The 15,755-nt window shown below is 36.6% G+C and carries 14 protein-coding genes; all 14 read right to left on the reverse strand.

What is annotated here, in order from left to right:
* Window positions 1-12: 12 nt before the first annotated feature.
* Window positions 13-858: an SDR family oxidoreductase gene (locus tag ABDZ53_RS03440; protein WP_343754008.1), complete on the reverse strand. Its 846-nt coding sequence runs from the start codon at window positions 856-858 to the stop codon at window positions 13-15.
* Between the two features lie 19 nt (window positions 859-877).
* On the reverse strand, window positions 878-1,918 hold the full coding sequence (uxuA, locus tag ABDZ53_RS03445; RefSeq protein ID WP_343754010.1) for a mannonate dehydratase: 1,041 nt from the start codon (window positions 1,916-1,918) through the stop codon (window positions 878-880).
* Between the two features lie 29 nt (window positions 1,919-1,947).
* Window positions 1,948-3,351 carry a glucuronate isomerase gene (gene uxaC / locus ABDZ53_RS03450; RefSeq protein ID WP_343754012.1) on the reverse strand — a complete coding sequence of 468 codons (1,404 nt, stop codon included), beginning with the start codon at window positions 3,349-3,351 and terminating at the stop codon, window positions 1,948-1,950.
* A 311-nt stretch (window positions 3,352-3,662) separates the two neighbouring features.
* Window positions 3,663-5,150 carry a tagaturonate epimerase family protein gene (locus ABDZ53_RS03455; protein WP_343754014.1) on the reverse strand — a complete coding sequence of 496 codons (1,488 nt, stop codon included), beginning with the start codon at window positions 5,148-5,150 and terminating at the stop codon, window positions 3,663-3,665.
* Window positions 5,151-5,163: 13 nt separating this feature from the next.
* A complete protein-coding gene (locus tag ABDZ53_RS03460) occupies window positions 5,164-5,961 on the reverse strand; it encodes an NAD-dependent epimerase/dehydratase family protein (RefSeq protein ID WP_343754016.1) in 798 nt (265 codons plus the stop codon).
* Window positions 5,962-5,994: 33 nt separating this feature from the next.
* On the reverse strand, window positions 5,995-7,557 hold the full coding sequence (locus ABDZ53_RS03465) for a glycoside hydrolase family 43 protein (RefSeq protein WP_343754018.1): 1,563 nt from the start codon (window positions 7,555-7,557) through the stop codon (window positions 5,995-5,997).
* A complete protein-coding gene (locus ABDZ53_RS03470; protein ID WP_343754020.1) occupies window positions 7,547-7,966 on the reverse strand; it encodes a DUF4064 domain-containing protein in 420 nt (139 codons plus the stop codon). The genes ABDZ53_RS03465 and ABDZ53_RS03470 overlap by 11 nt, the downstream gene beginning before the upstream one ends.
* Window positions 7,963-8,943 carry a pectinesterase family protein gene (locus tag ABDZ53_RS03475; RefSeq protein ID WP_343754022.1) on the reverse strand — a complete coding sequence of 327 codons (981 nt, stop codon included), beginning with the start codon at window positions 8,941-8,943 and terminating at the stop codon, window positions 7,963-7,965. Before ABDZ53_RS03475 ends, ABDZ53_RS03470 begins: the two co-directional genes overlap by 4 nt.
* A gap of 10 nt (window positions 8,944-8,953) precedes the next feature.
* On the reverse strand, window positions 8,954-9,844 hold the full coding sequence (locus ABDZ53_RS03480; RefSeq protein ID WP_343754024.1) for a dienelactone hydrolase family protein: 891 nt from the start codon (window positions 9,842-9,844) through the stop codon (window positions 8,954-8,956).
* 2 nt (window positions 9,845-9,846) lie between these two features.
* Window positions 9,847-11,181 carry a glycoside hydrolase family 28 protein gene (locus ABDZ53_RS03485; RefSeq protein ID WP_343754072.1) on the reverse strand — a complete coding sequence of 445 codons (1,335 nt, stop codon included), beginning with the start codon at window positions 11,179-11,181 and terminating at the stop codon, window positions 9,847-9,849.
* A 61-nt stretch (window positions 11,182-11,242) separates the two neighbouring features.
* Window positions 11,243-12,358 (reverse strand): glycoside hydrolase family 88/105 protein, encoded by a 1,116-nt coding sequence (locus tag ABDZ53_RS03490; RefSeq protein WP_343754026.1) that lies wholly within the window; start codon window positions 12,356-12,358, stop codon window positions 11,243-11,245.
* A 117-nt stretch (window positions 12,359-12,475) separates the two neighbouring features.
* Window positions 12,476-14,023 (reverse strand): extracellular solute-binding protein, encoded by a 1,548-nt coding sequence (locus ABDZ53_RS03495; protein WP_343754028.1) that lies wholly within the window; start codon window positions 14,021-14,023, stop codon window positions 12,476-12,478.
* A gap of 30 nt (window positions 14,024-14,053) precedes the next feature.
* Window positions 14,054-14,674 (reverse strand): YesL family protein, encoded by a 621-nt coding sequence (locus ABDZ53_RS03500; protein WP_343754030.1) that lies wholly within the window; start codon window positions 14,672-14,674, stop codon window positions 14,054-14,056.
* A 30-nt stretch (window positions 14,675-14,704) separates the two neighbouring features.
* Window positions 14,705-15,634 carry an ABC transporter permease gene (locus tag ABDZ53_RS03505; protein WP_425541669.1) on the reverse strand — a complete coding sequence of 310 codons (930 nt, stop codon included), beginning with the start codon at window positions 15,632-15,634 and terminating at the stop codon, window positions 14,705-14,707.
* Window positions 15,635-15,755 lie beyond the last annotated feature (121 nt).

The raw sequence follows: 15,755 nt of genomic DNA on the forward strand, positions 1-15,755 counted from the left end.
AAAAGAGTTTATTTATACTCCAGAATAAGCGTTAAATCCTCCGTCAATGGCTAATACAACACCATTAACAAAACTGGAGGCTTGTTCATCTGTTAAGTATAGAACTCCACCGATTAATTCTTCTGGTTCACCAAATCGTCCCATAGGCGTATTGTTTAAAATCTTGTTTGCTCGTTCAGTCGGCTCGCCATCTTCTTTAAATAATAAAGAACGGTTTTGATTACTGACTAAAAAGCCTGGAGCAATCGCATTGACACGTATACCAACATGTGAAAAATGAACGGCTAACCATTCAGTGAAATTAGAAATGGCTGCTTTGGCGCCTGAGTAAGCGGGTATCTTTGTCAGCGGAGTAAAGCCATTCATACTTGATATGTTTAAGATGCTTGCTCCTTCTTTTCCAATCATATCTTTTGCGAAAACTTGAGTAGGTAATAAAGTACCTAAGAAATTCAAGTTAAATACAAAAGAGATGCCATCTTCATCTAAATCAAAAAATGTTTTTAAGCCTTCTAAGCCATCTACTTCGTGAAATTCATTGTCAGTGGTTGCACGAGCATTATTTCCACCTGCACCATTAATTAAGATGTCAGCTGTCCCTAAATCTTTTTCAATTTGGTCACGCACGGCTTCGATATTAGCTTTTTCCAGCACATTACATTTATAGGCATAAGCTGTACCGCCAGACTCATTAATTTCGTCTGCATGTTGCTGCGCAGCTTCTTCATTTAGATCGAGTAAAGCTACTTTCGCACCCGCACGAGCATATTCCTTGGCAAAGTAGGATATAAGTACCCCACCTGCTCCTGTCAAGACAACAACTTTGTCAGTAAAATCATGTGTAAATGGTGTAGTCATTTTATAACTCTCCTATAATTTATTTTGCTTTTTGAGTTGCTTCATATAAACCGTTTAAATAAGTCGCACCTAAGGCTCGATCATATAGGCCATATCCTGGTCTTCCTTCTTCTCCCCAAATCATGCGCCCATGATCGGGACGTATCGGTCCTGTAAAGTCATGTTCAGTCAGTGCTTTTACGACTTCATACATATCAATAGAGCCTTTTTCAGACAAGTGAGCGGACTCTTCAAAAGACTTTCCTTCACCTACTAATTTAATGTTTCGCGCATGTACAAAATTGACTCGATCTTTTTCTAGCATTTCTTTAAGAATTGCAACAGCATCGTTTTTAGGGTCTGAGGCATAAGAGCCAACACATAAGGTCACACCGTTATTTTTGCTATCATAAATATTTGTAAAGCGTTCTAATGCTTCACTATCTGTAATGATTCTAGGTAAGCCAAAAATACTATACGGAGGATCATCTGGATGAATAGCCATTAAGACTCCAGCTTCTTCAGCCACAGGTATAATTTCTTTGATAAAGTATTCTAAATTCTCCCACAATTTTTCTTTATCTACTTCTTTGTATTCATCCATTAATTCATTCATTTCTTCAGAAGTATAACTTTCATCCCAGCCAGGAAGTGATAAAGTACGCGGATCCATCTTGTTTACTTCTTCTTCGTCAAAGATAAGCGCATAAGAACCATCTTCTAATTTATAGTTTAAATCAGAACGAGTCCAATCGAATATAGGCATGAAGTTATAGCAAACGACTGGAATACCGGCTTTACCTAAATTACGTATCGTTTCTTTGTAATTCGCAATATAGTTATCTCGACTTGGTTTTCCTAACTTTATGTCTTCATGAACAGGGACGCTTTCAATGACTGACAGTTCCAGTCCCGCTTTTTCGACCGTTTGTTTTAATTCTTCAATTTTTTCAAGTGGCCATGACTCTCCTACTGGAATGTCATAAATAGCCGACACGATACCTTTCATTCCTGGTATTTGTCTTATAAAGTCTAAAGATACAGGGTCAGATTCCCCATACCATCTAAATGTCATTTCCAACTAATAGTACCTCCAAATTTGGTTATTTATTATTTTTTGAAATATTTTTTTGCATTATAGTAGCATACATTTTCAATCAGCTTTTTCAGTAATTTTTCATCATTAGGGTATTTACCTGACTCTACTTGCTCCCCTACAAAATTACATAAAATACGTCTAAAATATTCATGACGGGGATAAGACAAGAAGCTTCTAGAGTCTGTCAGCATGCCTACAAAGTTCATTAATAAACCATGGTCTGCCAATACTTTCATCTGGCGCAGCATACCTTCTTCCGTATCATTAAACCACCAGCCCGCACCAAATTGGACTTTGCCTTTAATTCCTTCGTCATTTACTTGGAAGTTAGCTACCCCACTGGCTACTACATCATTTTTAGTAGGATCTAAATTATAAATAATCATTTTAGGTAAGCGATTGTTCTGATTCATTTTATCAAGTAGCCCATTAAGACCAACAGCATCATTTCCAGAGTCTTTAATAGAATCAAAGCCAGTATCCGGACCTAAGCGATCATAGTAAAAGGAGTTGTTATTTCGAATGGCTCCAAAGTGAATTTGCATAGCCCATCCTTTTTCATAATACATTTCGCTTAAATCAACTAAGATTCGGGTTAAGTATTGTTCTTTCTCTTTCTTAGTTATCGTTTCTAAATTCAATGCTTTTTCGAATATAGCATCAATTTCTTCATCAGTAGACTCTTCATAAATCATTTCTTCAAGAGCGTGATCCGAAGCTAGAGTCCCTCTTTCATCAAAGAAATCTACACGTTTCTGGATTAAAGCAAGCATCTCATCATAAGTTGTTGCTTTCGTTCCATAAATAGCTTCTAAGCGATCTAGAAAATCTAAGAAGGCCTGTTGCCCTACTGGGAAAGCTTCATCAGGTCTAAATGAAGGTGCCACAGTTACATCAAAATCACTTTCTTTAATTTGATCGTGAAATTCCAGTGAATCAGTCGGGTTATCCGTTGTTCCTATAAACTCAACATTTGAATCTTTAATCAGTTTTTGAGTTGTCAGTTTATCTTCTTTAATTTTTGCATTCATTTTTTCATAGATTTCTTCCCAATTGTCTTTACCTAACAAATCATCGATATCAAAATAGCGCTTTAATTCGAGATGTGTCCAGTGATATAAAGGGTTTCCAATTGTGGACTCAGCGGTTTCTGCCCAGGCCTTAAACTTTTCTTTTGAAGAAGCCGATCCAGTAATTTTCTCTTCCGGTACCCCATTAGCTCTCATAGCTCGCCATTTATAGTGATCGCCTGCTAACCAGATTTCAGTAATGTCTTCAAATTGGTGGTTGCTAGCGATTAGCTCCGGATTTAAGTGACAATGGTAGTCAAAAATAGGCAAATCTTTAGCATAGTCGTGATAAAGACGTTTAGCGGTTTCATTTGTTAGCATAAAATCTTCAGATATAAAACTCATTTAACTATCTCTCCTTAAATCTATTTTTTCTTTTTCTATAACTGCCTGTCTTAAAGCATCTTTTTCGATTTTAAAGCAATATGACCTCCTCAAACTAATATATCAGTTAATTCAAGTATATCATTTTGTACCGTAATGTAAAGGCTTTTACAGCTTTAAATGGAAGAAAATTTAATTCTTATACTCCTATACTCTAAGAACTCAGGGATTCTAATCCTTTCTACTATAAGATAGTGATATATCAATCAAAAGACCCTAAATCCTCTCAAACGAGTTCATTTAGGGTCTGAATCTTTAAATCATTCTTTTAATTATCTTTCTTCAATATTTAGTAAATCCAAGTGTTTGCCAATATGATTGACTAATGATTCTCTATATTCATCTTCTAAATCAATTAAGCTCTCAAAGAATTCCTCTTTAAACTGACTAGAACCGTCTTCATTCTTAGCTGTCAATAATACCCCATAAGTAACATGCCATACTTGTCGAGCATTTCTATCATTCATATACTCTGGGTATTCTTCTGCAGACATTTCCTCAATCGGTTTAATAGAGTCTAAATCAGGGGTGATATGGTAATAAGCTTGAGCTACATGGAAATTCTCAAAAGCATATTTGTGCATACGTTCAAATAAACTTGGATTGTATTTAGCCAACACTCGAATAGCTTCCAACCAGTTAGTACCAGCTGTTTTTAAGTGGAACAATCCGTCCGTATATTTAGCAATAATAGGGAAAGCACTGAACTTGTCACTACCAGAGTGAATACTTAATTTATAATCAAAGTGCTTAGCTATTAAAGCATGCTTTTCTAAATCCTTCTCAAAGGCTTCAATATCCCCCATATAATCGACACCTTTTTGGAACTCTCCGATAAATCTTGGAGCCAGGCTATTAACAGTGACATTCTGATTAATGAGTTCGTTAGCCACAAAGAAATGAGAGCGAGGTTGAGTCACTGTTTCCGTTTCGTCAATTGAAATCTCAAAGTCAATTTCCTGAGTGGCTGGTAGTATGAATTCTTCATTGATTAATACCATATATTTTAAAGCATCAATATACAGCAAAACATTGTACATTAATTCTTCTTTGGAGAAAGTAATAGTCAAACCATTTAGATCAAATGTTTTATTTAAATAACGATCTTCAAATGTCTGACGCTCATCTTCTGGAATAGCCTTGTATTTTTCTTCTAATTCATCACTTGAATAGGATTCAACATCGTTATTGATATGATCAGAACAATCCAGAGTCAGCATGGTCATGCCAGCATCTAATGCTAATTTAATATCTTCTTTTTCTTTTAAGTGGTCCCCATCTGCTCCAAATCCTTCAGTATATCCTTCTTGGAAGGCAGCATATGCAGCTGAATCTAGTACATCATAAATTGTACGGCTGGTTAAGTTTAACTCACGAATACTTTGCTGAGCCAAGATAGGTTTCACTTGTCTATTGCGCATCACTTCTATATGACCTGGAGAAGCTAAGCCTAAACGATCGCCGACACCCATAGTCGTTACTTTATTTCCAAATGCACGTGGTTTAGTAAAGGGGAAGAGGTCATTCAGTACTAATCGGTTTTCATGGTTAGTAGGAGCGATTTTTATCTCATCTTCTACTAATTCACCTTCAAGGCGATTTAGTAGTTCACTATCTCCTTTAACGATTAGCACTTTATCTAGACCTTTTTTAGCTATCATCCATTCACTATTATCTAATCTACGAACAGACTTTTCATAGACCTGAAATTCTTTATTATTGTTTAAAAATTCCTTTACACGAGTTGATTCGATTGTCATAATTTCCTCCATATTACTTCTTTTTTTTGTCATTAGTTATGTTATCTTTTGTTTCTGTAAATACATTATACATCTCAAAGGCATTGTCTTTCGGATAATAATCAATATCTTCCCTGGCTTGAGTAATATCAAGTCTCTTGAAAGTATTATCAGAGACGCCATTAACAAGTAAAAAAGGCCGTTTTAATTCCGCTTCAAGACAACGGTCAACCAAGTGACACATGTCATCTGGCGATAAATATTTCATCATATTCTCTAACGTTTCTGTATCACCTTCCAATCCTTCAAAACCACCAATACGTATTCCAATAAATTCCTTGAGTGAACCATAAGCATAATAACTGGCTAATACTTCCATATACGCTTTTGATACACCATATAAATCAGCTGGTCGAGGGTACATATCTGTATTCACTTGAGTATCTAGTGGATACCCGCCTACAGCATGAATGGAACTCGCAAATAGAATGCGCTTAACTCTTTCACTTTGTGAAGCTTCCCTGAATAAATTGTAAGTCACTTTAAAATTGGCATCAAACAAAGAATCGTAAAATTCTGCATCAGCTCTCGGGTCTCCGGCCAGGTGCACCATATAATCAACTTCATCCAAGATACCTTTACAGTTCTTAGGGTCTGATAAATCCACTTCTATTAATTGACTGGTTTCTCTCAACTCACTTTCTAGGTCACTAAGATCTTTATCCACTAGAATTAAATCATATGACTTTTGGAGATGAGGTGTCAATACCTTTCCAATACTTCCTGTTGCTCCGGTTAAAAGTAAAGTCGGTCTTTTAGACTCTTCATTCATCACATGTATCCTTTCTTTTAAACTGAAAAGTTACTATCTTTCTAAGTATTCAAAATAGGCGAAGTCTGCATAGCAGCCTTTAAATTGGTTCATATCCTGACAAGCTAAAGCGATAAAGTTCCCAGTAAATCCTCCTGATAAAAATGTTGTATTTTGTTTGACATCAAACAGCTGATACTCCCTATCTGTTTCACTTTTAAAGAAGAATCCCGCTTCTTTTCCATCCACTTCTATCATTAAATCGATAGGCGTAGATGAATCAATAGGGACTTTTTCTTCAGTCAAGGAGAATGTCCCTTTTTCAGCCTTCATCATTCGAATGACCTTACCTAGCGACTCATCAAAAGTGAGGTAAAGATATATATAGTTTTCAGTATTTAAATAAAGCAACACTCCAGCCATTTGCAAGAAATGAGTGGGTTCGAAGGAAAGGGTTGTTTTTACAGTAAACTGAAAACTTTCTTGCCTTTTACCGACTAGATGCTGGTTAAATAAACTTTGAGTGGACTCTCCACCATATAAACGTAAATGACCGGGATTTTCTTTCAGCGTAACCCAATCATCATTAGCCATTATTCTTAATGTATTCCATTCTTTATTCAGTGTTTTGGAAGTAAAATCATCATAGAACGAATGTGTTTCACTAGGCAGCTCTTTACTTCCTTCTGGCCCTTCCACTTCAAGTGCTGGAAGCGTCCCTCCATGAGATAGTCTCAACCATCCTTCTTCATCCCAGTAAACTTTTTGGAGAGCTGTCTCACGTCCTAATATGGCATACTCTCCATCTAATGGTCTAGTAGTCAAATGAGCCATATACCAGTCTCCGCTATCTGTTTCCACGAGACTCCCGTGACCGGCACATTGTAAAGGCCAGTCTTTATTGTCACTAGATGTCATCATCGGAAAATGGGGATCCACTTCATAAGGACCGGTAATGGTTTTCGCCCGAGCAACCGTAACAGCGTGGTTTTGACCTGTTCCTCCTTCAGCCAAGATCAAGTAATAATAGTCTGATTTCTTATAAATATGTGGCGCTTCCGTTTTACCTAGTTCTGTACAGTTAAATATTTTAATAGGGTCATTTATCAGCTTTTGTTCTTCAGAGTCATACTCTTGTAAAACAATCCCGCTGGATTTATTGGATGTCGTTAAGCGATAATCCCATAAGGCATTGAGTAGCCACTTTCTGCCATCTTCATCATGATAGAGTGAGGGATCAAAGCCTGAACTATTTAAATAAACGGGTTCACTCCATGGCCCATCAATTGATTCAGATGAGATTAAGTAATTATGGCAATCCTTAAAGGGTCTAGTCGTATTCTTAACATCCGTATACACTAAATAAAATGTCCCTTGATTAAAACTGAGCTGAGGAGCCCAGACACTACAATTAGTCGGATTCCCTCTTAAATCAAGCTGATTCGTAATAATATCTGTTTGATGCTCCCAGTTTAATAGGTCGTCCGACACGTAAACTCTCACTCCAGGAAGCCACTCAAATGAAGAAACAGCAATATAATATTTCCCATCTGCTTTCACAATACTTGGATCAGGGTTAAACCCTTTCAAAATAGGGTTCATAATTTTAGATGTCATTCTTATCTCCTTCTATTTTTCTGAAAAATGAAAGTCCAGCAGAAACAAAGAATAAAAAAGCAAAAGGAAAGCCAATTCCCTGTGTGCCTATTAATAACAATACACCTGTCACTATATATAAAATTCCTGCAATCTTGGGTCTTCCATTTCGATAAATGAAAAGGGTTGCGAAAACCAGTACAATGACCATTAGAAATAAAAAGATACCCATCCAGGTTGAAAACTCAGTCATTAATTCATAGGCTTGTTCGGAACTAGTAAAGGTTTCATAATTGGGAAGCGATGGGTATAATGTTTCTTCGAACGTTTCAAAGTCTGTTGACATAATGGTGACAGAAAAGGCCCCAAAGAATATTAAAGATAAAACGCCCCCAATTATTCCTATTATAGTTTCTGCTTTTCGTATCATATACGACTCCTTCTCTCCATTTGTGTGTAAAACTCAGTTGAAAATATGTTCTCAGGCTCCACCATATGCTTTTGAGAACTATAAACTGTCCAATCCATTAGATAGTCTGCTAGGATATCTTGATTTTGAACAGTTTGAAATTCTTCAAAGGTAACCGTTTTCCTATTGGCTTTTGAACCCCAGTCATGCCATCTGTCTATATGAATGGAGTCATCCATCTTGCATTTTTGGAAACGCACTTTAGCATAAGGTCTCCATGGTCGACCTAAATAGACAGATTTTTCAAGGTTTTCCGACATAATCACGCATTGATTAAATATAAAGCCATAAGCCTGTCCTTTTGGAGTAGATGCAGCGGTAATGTACCCGGGTAAAGCTTTTTCTTCTCTTTCTTTACTTTTAATCACGCATCGATTGAAGTAAGCTGTAGCGCCGCCGAAAATAAAATCAACCGTCCCTTCGATGAAGCAGTTATCATAATACTGGTGATATTTAGAATGAGTCGGCCGTTTATTCAAGAATAGAGAGCCATCTTTTTTCTTATCTGGCAAAGGAGAAGTAAATAAAGTGTCTTGATGCCCTAACAAGCGGCAGTTTTTAAAGGTACTGTCATCACAATTTGCATACAGCGCTACCGCCTGACCTATATCTTTGCCTTGGCCAGCTGTATTTTCAATGGTCAGATTCTCAAAGTGAACATTCTTACCATCTAAATAAAGAGTAGCTGTTTCAAATGTTCCTATTTCATGGCCTTCCTTATCGCGCTGTTTAGCATAGGCACCGTTTGAAATAATAACATGGCCTAATCCTATTAGACTTATATTGGATTGCTTAATGACAATCCGTTCTTGATAGACGCCTTCGAGAATATAAAGAGTCACCCAGTCTGTTTCTTCTGAAAAATGACGTTCAATATAATGAACGGCTTCTTGGATGGTTTGGAAGTCACAAAAAGAAAAACGGCCTACGATCATCATATCACCCTGCTTAAATATTTTCTTTTAAAAAATTTTTCCATTCTGCTCTCATATGAGCGGTTTCAATATGTCCACCGCTCGTAATGACCTGTCTAAAGTTAGACGGAACTCCGGCTTTTTCATAATGATGAGTTAATTGCTTTTCTAAACTTCTGACTCCTGCTATAGGACAGTTCATATCGTATCTTCCTACTAAGGATAATCTTTTTCTCGGAGCTATTAAAGCCTGAATATCGAAAGTAGAAAAATATTTGTGTAGTTTGGGCACGTAAAAGTAAAAGTTATGCTTATCCAACAAACGAGAGTCGATAATCGTATCCATATCAACTTGTCCTCCAATGTCAACTGTTACTTTTATTCTTTCATCAAGAGCAGCCAACCACCAAGCGGTCATTCCGCCCATAGACATACCTATATTCGCTACACGAAAAGCATCCACATCTGGCCGTGTCAGCACATAATCTAAGGCATGAATATTGTCATACATCATCATGCCCCACATGACTTTTCCAGTTATAAGCATTTCTTTGAATACTTCACTTTCTTTTTTACCGCTGCGTTCATTAAAGGCCCAGGCATCTATAGCTAATACGGCAAAGCCCATATCTGTTAATTCTTTGGCAAAAGATACGGGCTGCAGGTAGTGATTCCCTTTCAGGACTTCCTTTCTACCTAATGTATAATTTCCTCCATGGGAATGGTGAAAAAATACTAAGGGGAGTGGCCCTTCTGAATCAATGGGTTTAATAAAATAGGCCGGAACACTTTCAATACCATTTAAGTCGAGCAGCAATGTTTCAACTATAAAGGTATCCTCCTTTTCTTCACTAAGAACCTGGTGCTTAGGGTTCTTAACATGTGGCCGATCGCCTAGTAAAGAAAACACTTTGTCTCTTACCATATTTATTCCTCTCCTGTTTTAACAGAAACGATTAATTCTTCTTCTTTTTTAGTGTTTTTACTGAATGCTTTTTCAATTTCTACATTATCACAATTCTCTAAATAAAAGGCTGGACCTTCATGATTTTCAATGGTTATATTTCTAAATGTGGAATCTTTTACGTTACCTAAATAAAATCCTTGGTTAGTAATAGGCTCTATCCCTGTCATCATGGCTGGGGCTTCTGGTGTAGCCTCTTCACTCATTGAAATGTCGATGTTTTCAAAGGTGATTTCAGATAAATATTGCTCGGCTAAGCCATACATGAAACCAGCAGATGCCTGGACTTCTCTAGCTGTAATGTTAGCAAAGTGAATTCTTCTGAATGAAGGGGTCTCGTCGGTTACTGGGTAAGGATTTTTATCCCAAACATATTTCTCTTTACCGCGTGGTCCACAGAAGTAGTACAAGTTCAAAATAAATGGTGAGAATACTTTCTCCATGACTATATTGCTCACACGAATATCTTCTATCTTCCCTCCTCGCCCTCTGCGAGATTTCAAACGAATCCCTCTATCCGTTTCTTTAAACACACAGTTGCTTATGACAACATTTTTAATGTCTCCACTCATCTCACTGCCAATGACTACTCCGCCATGTCCGTGTACCATTGTACAGTTAGTAATAGTGATATTCTCACACGCAATTTTCTCGGCTGCATCTTCAGTACCTGACTTAATGGCAATACAGTCATCACCTACATCAATATTACAATTGCTAATCCGCACGTTTGAACAAGATTCAGGATCTATACCATCTGTATTAGGTGAATCAGCAGGATTCAGTATAGAAACATTATCAACTGTTATATTAAAACTTCTGATAGGGTTGATTGTCCAGCTAGGAGAATTAATTAAATTGACGTCTTTAATCGTTAAACGGGTTGATTCTTCAAAGCTGATCAGTTTAGGTCTTGGGTAGTTTAATTCTTCTCTTCTGTTTCTAAAGACGTCCCACCACTCATGTCCATTTCCATCAATGGTTCCACTTCCAGATATCGTCACATTATCAACATTATCTCCATAAATACAAGACATGTATACTTTTCTTGATACGCCTTCCCATCTAGAATCAACCACTTCATAATCTTCCTGATTAGTACTAAATTTCAGTACGGCTCCTGGAGATAAATCTAATGTGATATTACTATAGAGCTGAATCGGTCCAGTAAAGAAAGTCCCACTTGGAATATAGACCGTCCCTCCACCCTCATTTTTAGCTGCTTCTACTGCTTGTTTAATGGACTCTGTTACCAACTCACCATCAGCTGTTGCTCCATAATCCACAATTGAATAAATTGACATTCTTCTCATCCTTTAAGTTGTTTTTATAATCTCATTTAAACCCTTTATAGCCGTGTTACAGAATTCTCTCATATTCATTCATAGCTTGAATAAAGGCGCCAACTGCTTTAAAATCGTTCATTATAATGGGTTCACTCATATAGTAAGCAAAGGAACCGTCACGATCTTCATCGCCACCCAATCCAGCTACTTCACAACACATATTCAAGTTAACCCAGCCTTCTTTAGTCAGCAATACAAATTCTTCGATAATACCATTAAATGCTTTATGCATAGGATTATTCCAGTGTTCCTCAGGTAAGATTCTCAGTCGTTTTCCTTTTGCTAAGGCATATAAGAACATAGATGAACCGGATGCTTCTAAAAAGTTAGGTTTACGATGGCCTTGATCAATAATTTGATACCACGTTCCTGACTCATCCTGATAATTTAATACACCCTCAAGAGTATCTCTAAATATCCATTCCAGCTTTTCTCTGTCGGTATGGTCTTCCGGCATCTTTTCCAGGACATCAATTAAAGCCATGAGATACCAACCCAATGACCGAGACCAGTAATGCCTGGAAAGTCCCGTATCTTTATCACACCATGGCTGAACTTTTTTCTCATCCCATGCATGATGTCTCAATTGAGTAGAGTCTGACCGTGTATGTTTATCACAAAGAATAAATTGCTTGATTACGTCAGAGATGTCTCCGTCTTCAAAACTCTGAATGTATTCTAAATAAAATGGCGATCCCATATACAGGCCGTCTAACCATATTTGATAAGGGTAAATTTGCTTATGCCAAAATGCCCCTTCAGACGTTCGTGGGTGATCTTTTAGTTGATCTCTTAATTTATCTGCTGCCTTTTTGTAACGTTCATCTTTCGTTTCCTTAAATAAGAACAATAAAACTTTTCCATTGTTAATATAATCAATATTAAACTTATCTTTACTATAATTTTTTATTGAACCATCTTCATCAATAAAAAAGTCCATGTTAGATTGAATAAAATCAAAATATTTTTGTTCTCCTGTTTCTCTCCATACTTTTTCAATTCCTTTTAATACCACACCGTAATCATAAGACCACTTGCCATGATACTGCTTTAAGGTATACAGTTTTGGATAACGTTCTAAGACAGTATCCGCCATTTCTCTTGACCATATCTTTGTTTCAGTTTCCATAATCATCAGTCCATCCTTCTTATTTTCAATGGTATCCGTTTCTTTAAAAACAAAATCTTTCTCCCTCTTTTACAAGCAAAAAGGGAGAAAGAAAAAGTGTGATGTTTATATTACGATTTAATTCATGTTTGCTTGTGCTTCTTCATATGCAGCTTCATATTCATCAATAATTTGTTGTCCGCCTTGGTCATACCATCTTTGAACAGCATCTTCAAATCCAGCTAAATCAATATCTCCTAAGATATACTGATACGTAGCATCTTCAATGATGATAGCCAATTCAGATCCGTTAGTTGAGAATGTTTCAGATTCTAATGAATAAGCAGGGTTTAATACCGCAAATTCTTCGTTTTCTAAGATTAATCTGTCTGATTCTACTTTAACTGGGTCATCTTCTTGATATCTGTCAAATCCAACCTCTTTAGGTCTTGAAGAAGAGAAAGGCTGAACTTCTTGCTGCCATAGGTCATCATCTAAGCGAACAGTCGTATTTCCATCCACTTCATAGTGTACCCCTTCAATACCGGCAGTCATTAACATATAGACTTCTTCATCAATGATATCGTTAAGGAATTGTAGGACGTCTCTTAATTCCTCTTCTGTTTCTACTTCATTAACTGGAATAGATAATAGTCCACCAATACCGTTATTGTCTGACCAAATTCTAGGACTGTTTCCGTCAACACTCATTTTGTTTACTTGGACAAGTTCCATGTGGTCTTGTAAGCCTTCTGACATGTTTCTTAAGTTTCTGGCATCCACTAAGTTACCAACATAAATACCCGCTCTACCTTGTGCAAAGCCTTCTTGCTGGTCCTCTTTTGAAGTAACTGCAAAGTCTTGGTTGATATAACCGTTTTCATAAGCTTCTCTCAAGAAGTCCATAGCATCTACATATTCCTGAGTATCAAATTCAGGTGTGAATGTCCCATCTTCTTCAAGCCACTCGTTTGGTGCCCCATGATAGGTTGCAATTGTTTTGAATGCTCCATATTTTAAGTCTGCACGGTCAATAAATCCAAATGTGTTGTCTTGTCCGTCACCATCCGGGTCATCTTCAGTAAAGGCACGCGCTACTTCGTACAATTCATCTAATGTTTCAGGAACATCTAATCCTAAATTGTCCAGCCAGTCTTGTCTAATGACAATACCGTTACGAGCTAATGGTTTCTGGAAAGGAATACCATACATAATCCCTTCAATTGAAGCGGAACGTCTCATATCTTCAGAAATTTCAGATAAGTTCTCGTAATCATCCAAGAACGGTTCGACATCCCAGAAAGCACCCGCTTTATAAGCATTTCTTACAGAAGAGTTATTCAAAATAGTTACTGTAACGATATCACCCAAGTTACCGGAAGCCAGTGCCGTATTTAATCTTTCTTCTTTAGACGCATCTGGAATCCAAGTAAAGTCTAACTCAGTATTGGTGTATTCTTCTATTTCATTGATAATTGTATCTGTCGGAGGTGAAGCGGTATGAAGAATATTCATCCAGTTAATTTGAGTAGGCTCATCATTATCTTCTACTGCTTCTGTGGTTGTATCATCATCTGTGCTTGTATCTGGATCAGTTGTTTCTGCATCATTGCCATTTCCACATGCTGCTAATAAAGTACCACTTGCTAAGGTTAAAGCTGCAAAACGTTTCCATTTTTTAATCATTGTATTGCTCCTTTATCATTTTTTTATTTACTAATTCGTTAACTCCATTTCTTTTTTTGCGCTTTCTTCAATTCGATTAAACACCATATTGGCATTTCCCATCAGAATATAGAATAAAACGCTAAAGCCAAAGAAAGTGAATAGGGCTGGAAGAAGTCTGGCAACCATTATGTAAATGGCTACTATAACGACTAATGATACTAATGTATATTGTAGGTATGAAAAGCCTATTAAGAAAGAATATTTTATGCTTTCTTTAAGCGTCTTTAAATCGTAGTGCACTATTATTGGTAAAAGATATGAGAGCGAAAGGTAGTAGAAAAATAACATCACTCCAAAAAACACCCTTAACTCCCAACGACTCACATAAGCGAAATCGACAACTAATATGATACCTACCACACCATAAACGAGTGAAAGAATGAGACCTTTCTTATAGTATGTTTTATAATTGAGAACAAAAGTTTTGAAAACAGGAAGATCATCGTTTCCTCTAACCCATTCTCTGATTATACTAAACACTGAAAGTGTAGCTGGTCCAATTCCGAAAATCACTAAGCCTATTAATGTCCCTCCAATCCATAAGAAATTTAGGTAGGCTAATTTTAAGACTCTTAATAATATTCTATTCAACTTTTCTATTTTTAACATAACGCTTCATTCCCTACTTTTAAGTCTTTGCTAGTAGACACCTTCTTCACCTAATTTATTTGCTATTTTATTAGCTCCCCATACCATAATTAAGCCGACAACACCTTTAAACATACCGACAGCCGTACTAAAACTTAATTGACCGTTCTGCAATCCAGCTGTATAGATGTAAGTGTCGAATATTTCAGCTACTTGACGATTCATTGAGTTTAATAACAGGTGGACGTGTTCGAAACCTAGATTTAAGACATCCCCTATTCTTAAAATGAGCAATGTAATGATTGTTCCTCTTATAGCAGGCAAAGTAACATGCCACATCTTTCTTAATCTTCCTGCTCCATCCATGTCAGCAGCTTCATATAACTGAGTATCAACATTTGTAATAGCTGCTAAATAAATAATGGTGGACCAACCGAGTTCTTTCCATATAACTTGTCCGATATACATTCTCGGCATCCATTCCGGACTTGTTAAGAATGGTATTTTGTCTCCTCCGAAGTAGGCAATCAATTCATTGATTAATCCGCCATCAAGAGAAAGTAAAACAAATGAGATGGAAACAATGATAACCCATGACATAAAGTAAGGGATATAGATGATTGTTTGAATCCCTTTCTTGAACTTAGCATGCCTTACCTCATTTAACATGAGAGATAAAATGATCGGCAATGGGAAAAATAAAAATAATTGTAAGCTGAACAATCTCAATGTGTTTGTGAGCAACATAGTAAAGACGTCACCAGTAAACAGTCGAATAAAGTGTTCAAATCCGACCCAAGGGCTACCTAGGATCCCTAAGAAGGGTTGGTAATTCTGGAAAGCAATGATTAGCCCGCCCATTGGCATATACTTAAAGATTAAAAAGTATATGATGCCGGGTAAAATCATTAAGTATAAAATTCTATATTGGAATAAATGTGATATGCCTTTTTTAGATTTTTTCTCATCTAGCTCTTTTATTTTTTCTTCTGTGCTTATACTAGGTACTGTTTGTTCTTTCAAAAAAATACCCCTTTCTATTAATATAACTGTAATATAATTAAGTGACACTGTTTTTTCAGAACTTTAGAAAACATTATCT

It is taken from the genome of Alkalibacterium iburiense (assembly GCF_039521845.1).
Lineage (GTDB): Bacteria > Bacillota > Bacilli > Lactobacillales > Carnobacteriaceae_A > Alkalibacterium > Alkalibacterium iburiense.

Excerpts from the sequence above, each read along its gene's own strand:
- ABDZ53_RS03440 (WP_343754008.1), bottom strand. The coding sequence starts at position 858 with ATGACTACACCATTTACACATGATTTTACTGACAAAGTTGTTGTCTTG.
- uxaC (WP_343754012.1), bottom strand. The coding sequence starts at position 3,351 with ATGAGTTTTATATCTGAAGATTTTATGCTAACAAATGAAACCGCTAAA.
- ABDZ53_RS03455 (WP_343754014.1), bottom strand. The coding sequence starts at position 5,150 with ATGACAATCGAATCAACTCGTGTAAAGGAATTTTTAAACAATAATAAA.
- ABDZ53_RS03460 (WP_343754016.1), bottom strand. The coding sequence starts at position 5,961 with ATGAATGAAGAGTCTAAAAGACCGACTTTACTTTTAACCGGAGCAACA.
- ABDZ53_RS03465 (WP_343754018.1), bottom strand. The coding sequence starts at position 7,557 with ATGACATCTAAAATTATGAACCCTATTTTGAAAGGGTTTAACCCTGAT.
- ABDZ53_RS03470 (WP_343754020.1), bottom strand. The coding sequence starts at position 7,966 with ATGATACGAAAAGCAGAAACTATAATAGGAATAATTGGGGGCGTTTTA.
- ABDZ53_RS03475 (WP_343754022.1), bottom strand. The coding sequence starts at position 8,943 with ATGATGATCGTAGGCCGTTTTTCTTTTTGTGACTTCCAAACCATCCAA.
- ABDZ53_RS03480 (WP_343754024.1), bottom strand. The coding sequence starts at position 9,844 with ATGGTAAGAGACAAAGTGTTTTCTTTACTAGGCGATCGGCCACATGTT.
- ABDZ53_RS03490 (WP_343754026.1), bottom strand. The coding sequence starts at position 12,358 with ATGGAAACTGAAACAAAGATATGGTCAAGAGAAATGGCGGATACTGTC.
- ABDZ53_RS03495 (WP_343754028.1), bottom strand. The coding sequence starts at position 14,023 with ATGATTAAAAAATGGAAACGTTTTGCAGCTTTAACCTTAGCAAGTGGT.
- ABDZ53_RS03500 (WP_343754030.1), bottom strand. The coding sequence starts at position 14,674 with ATGTTAAAAATAGAAAAGTTGAATAGAATATTATTAAGAGTCTTAAAA.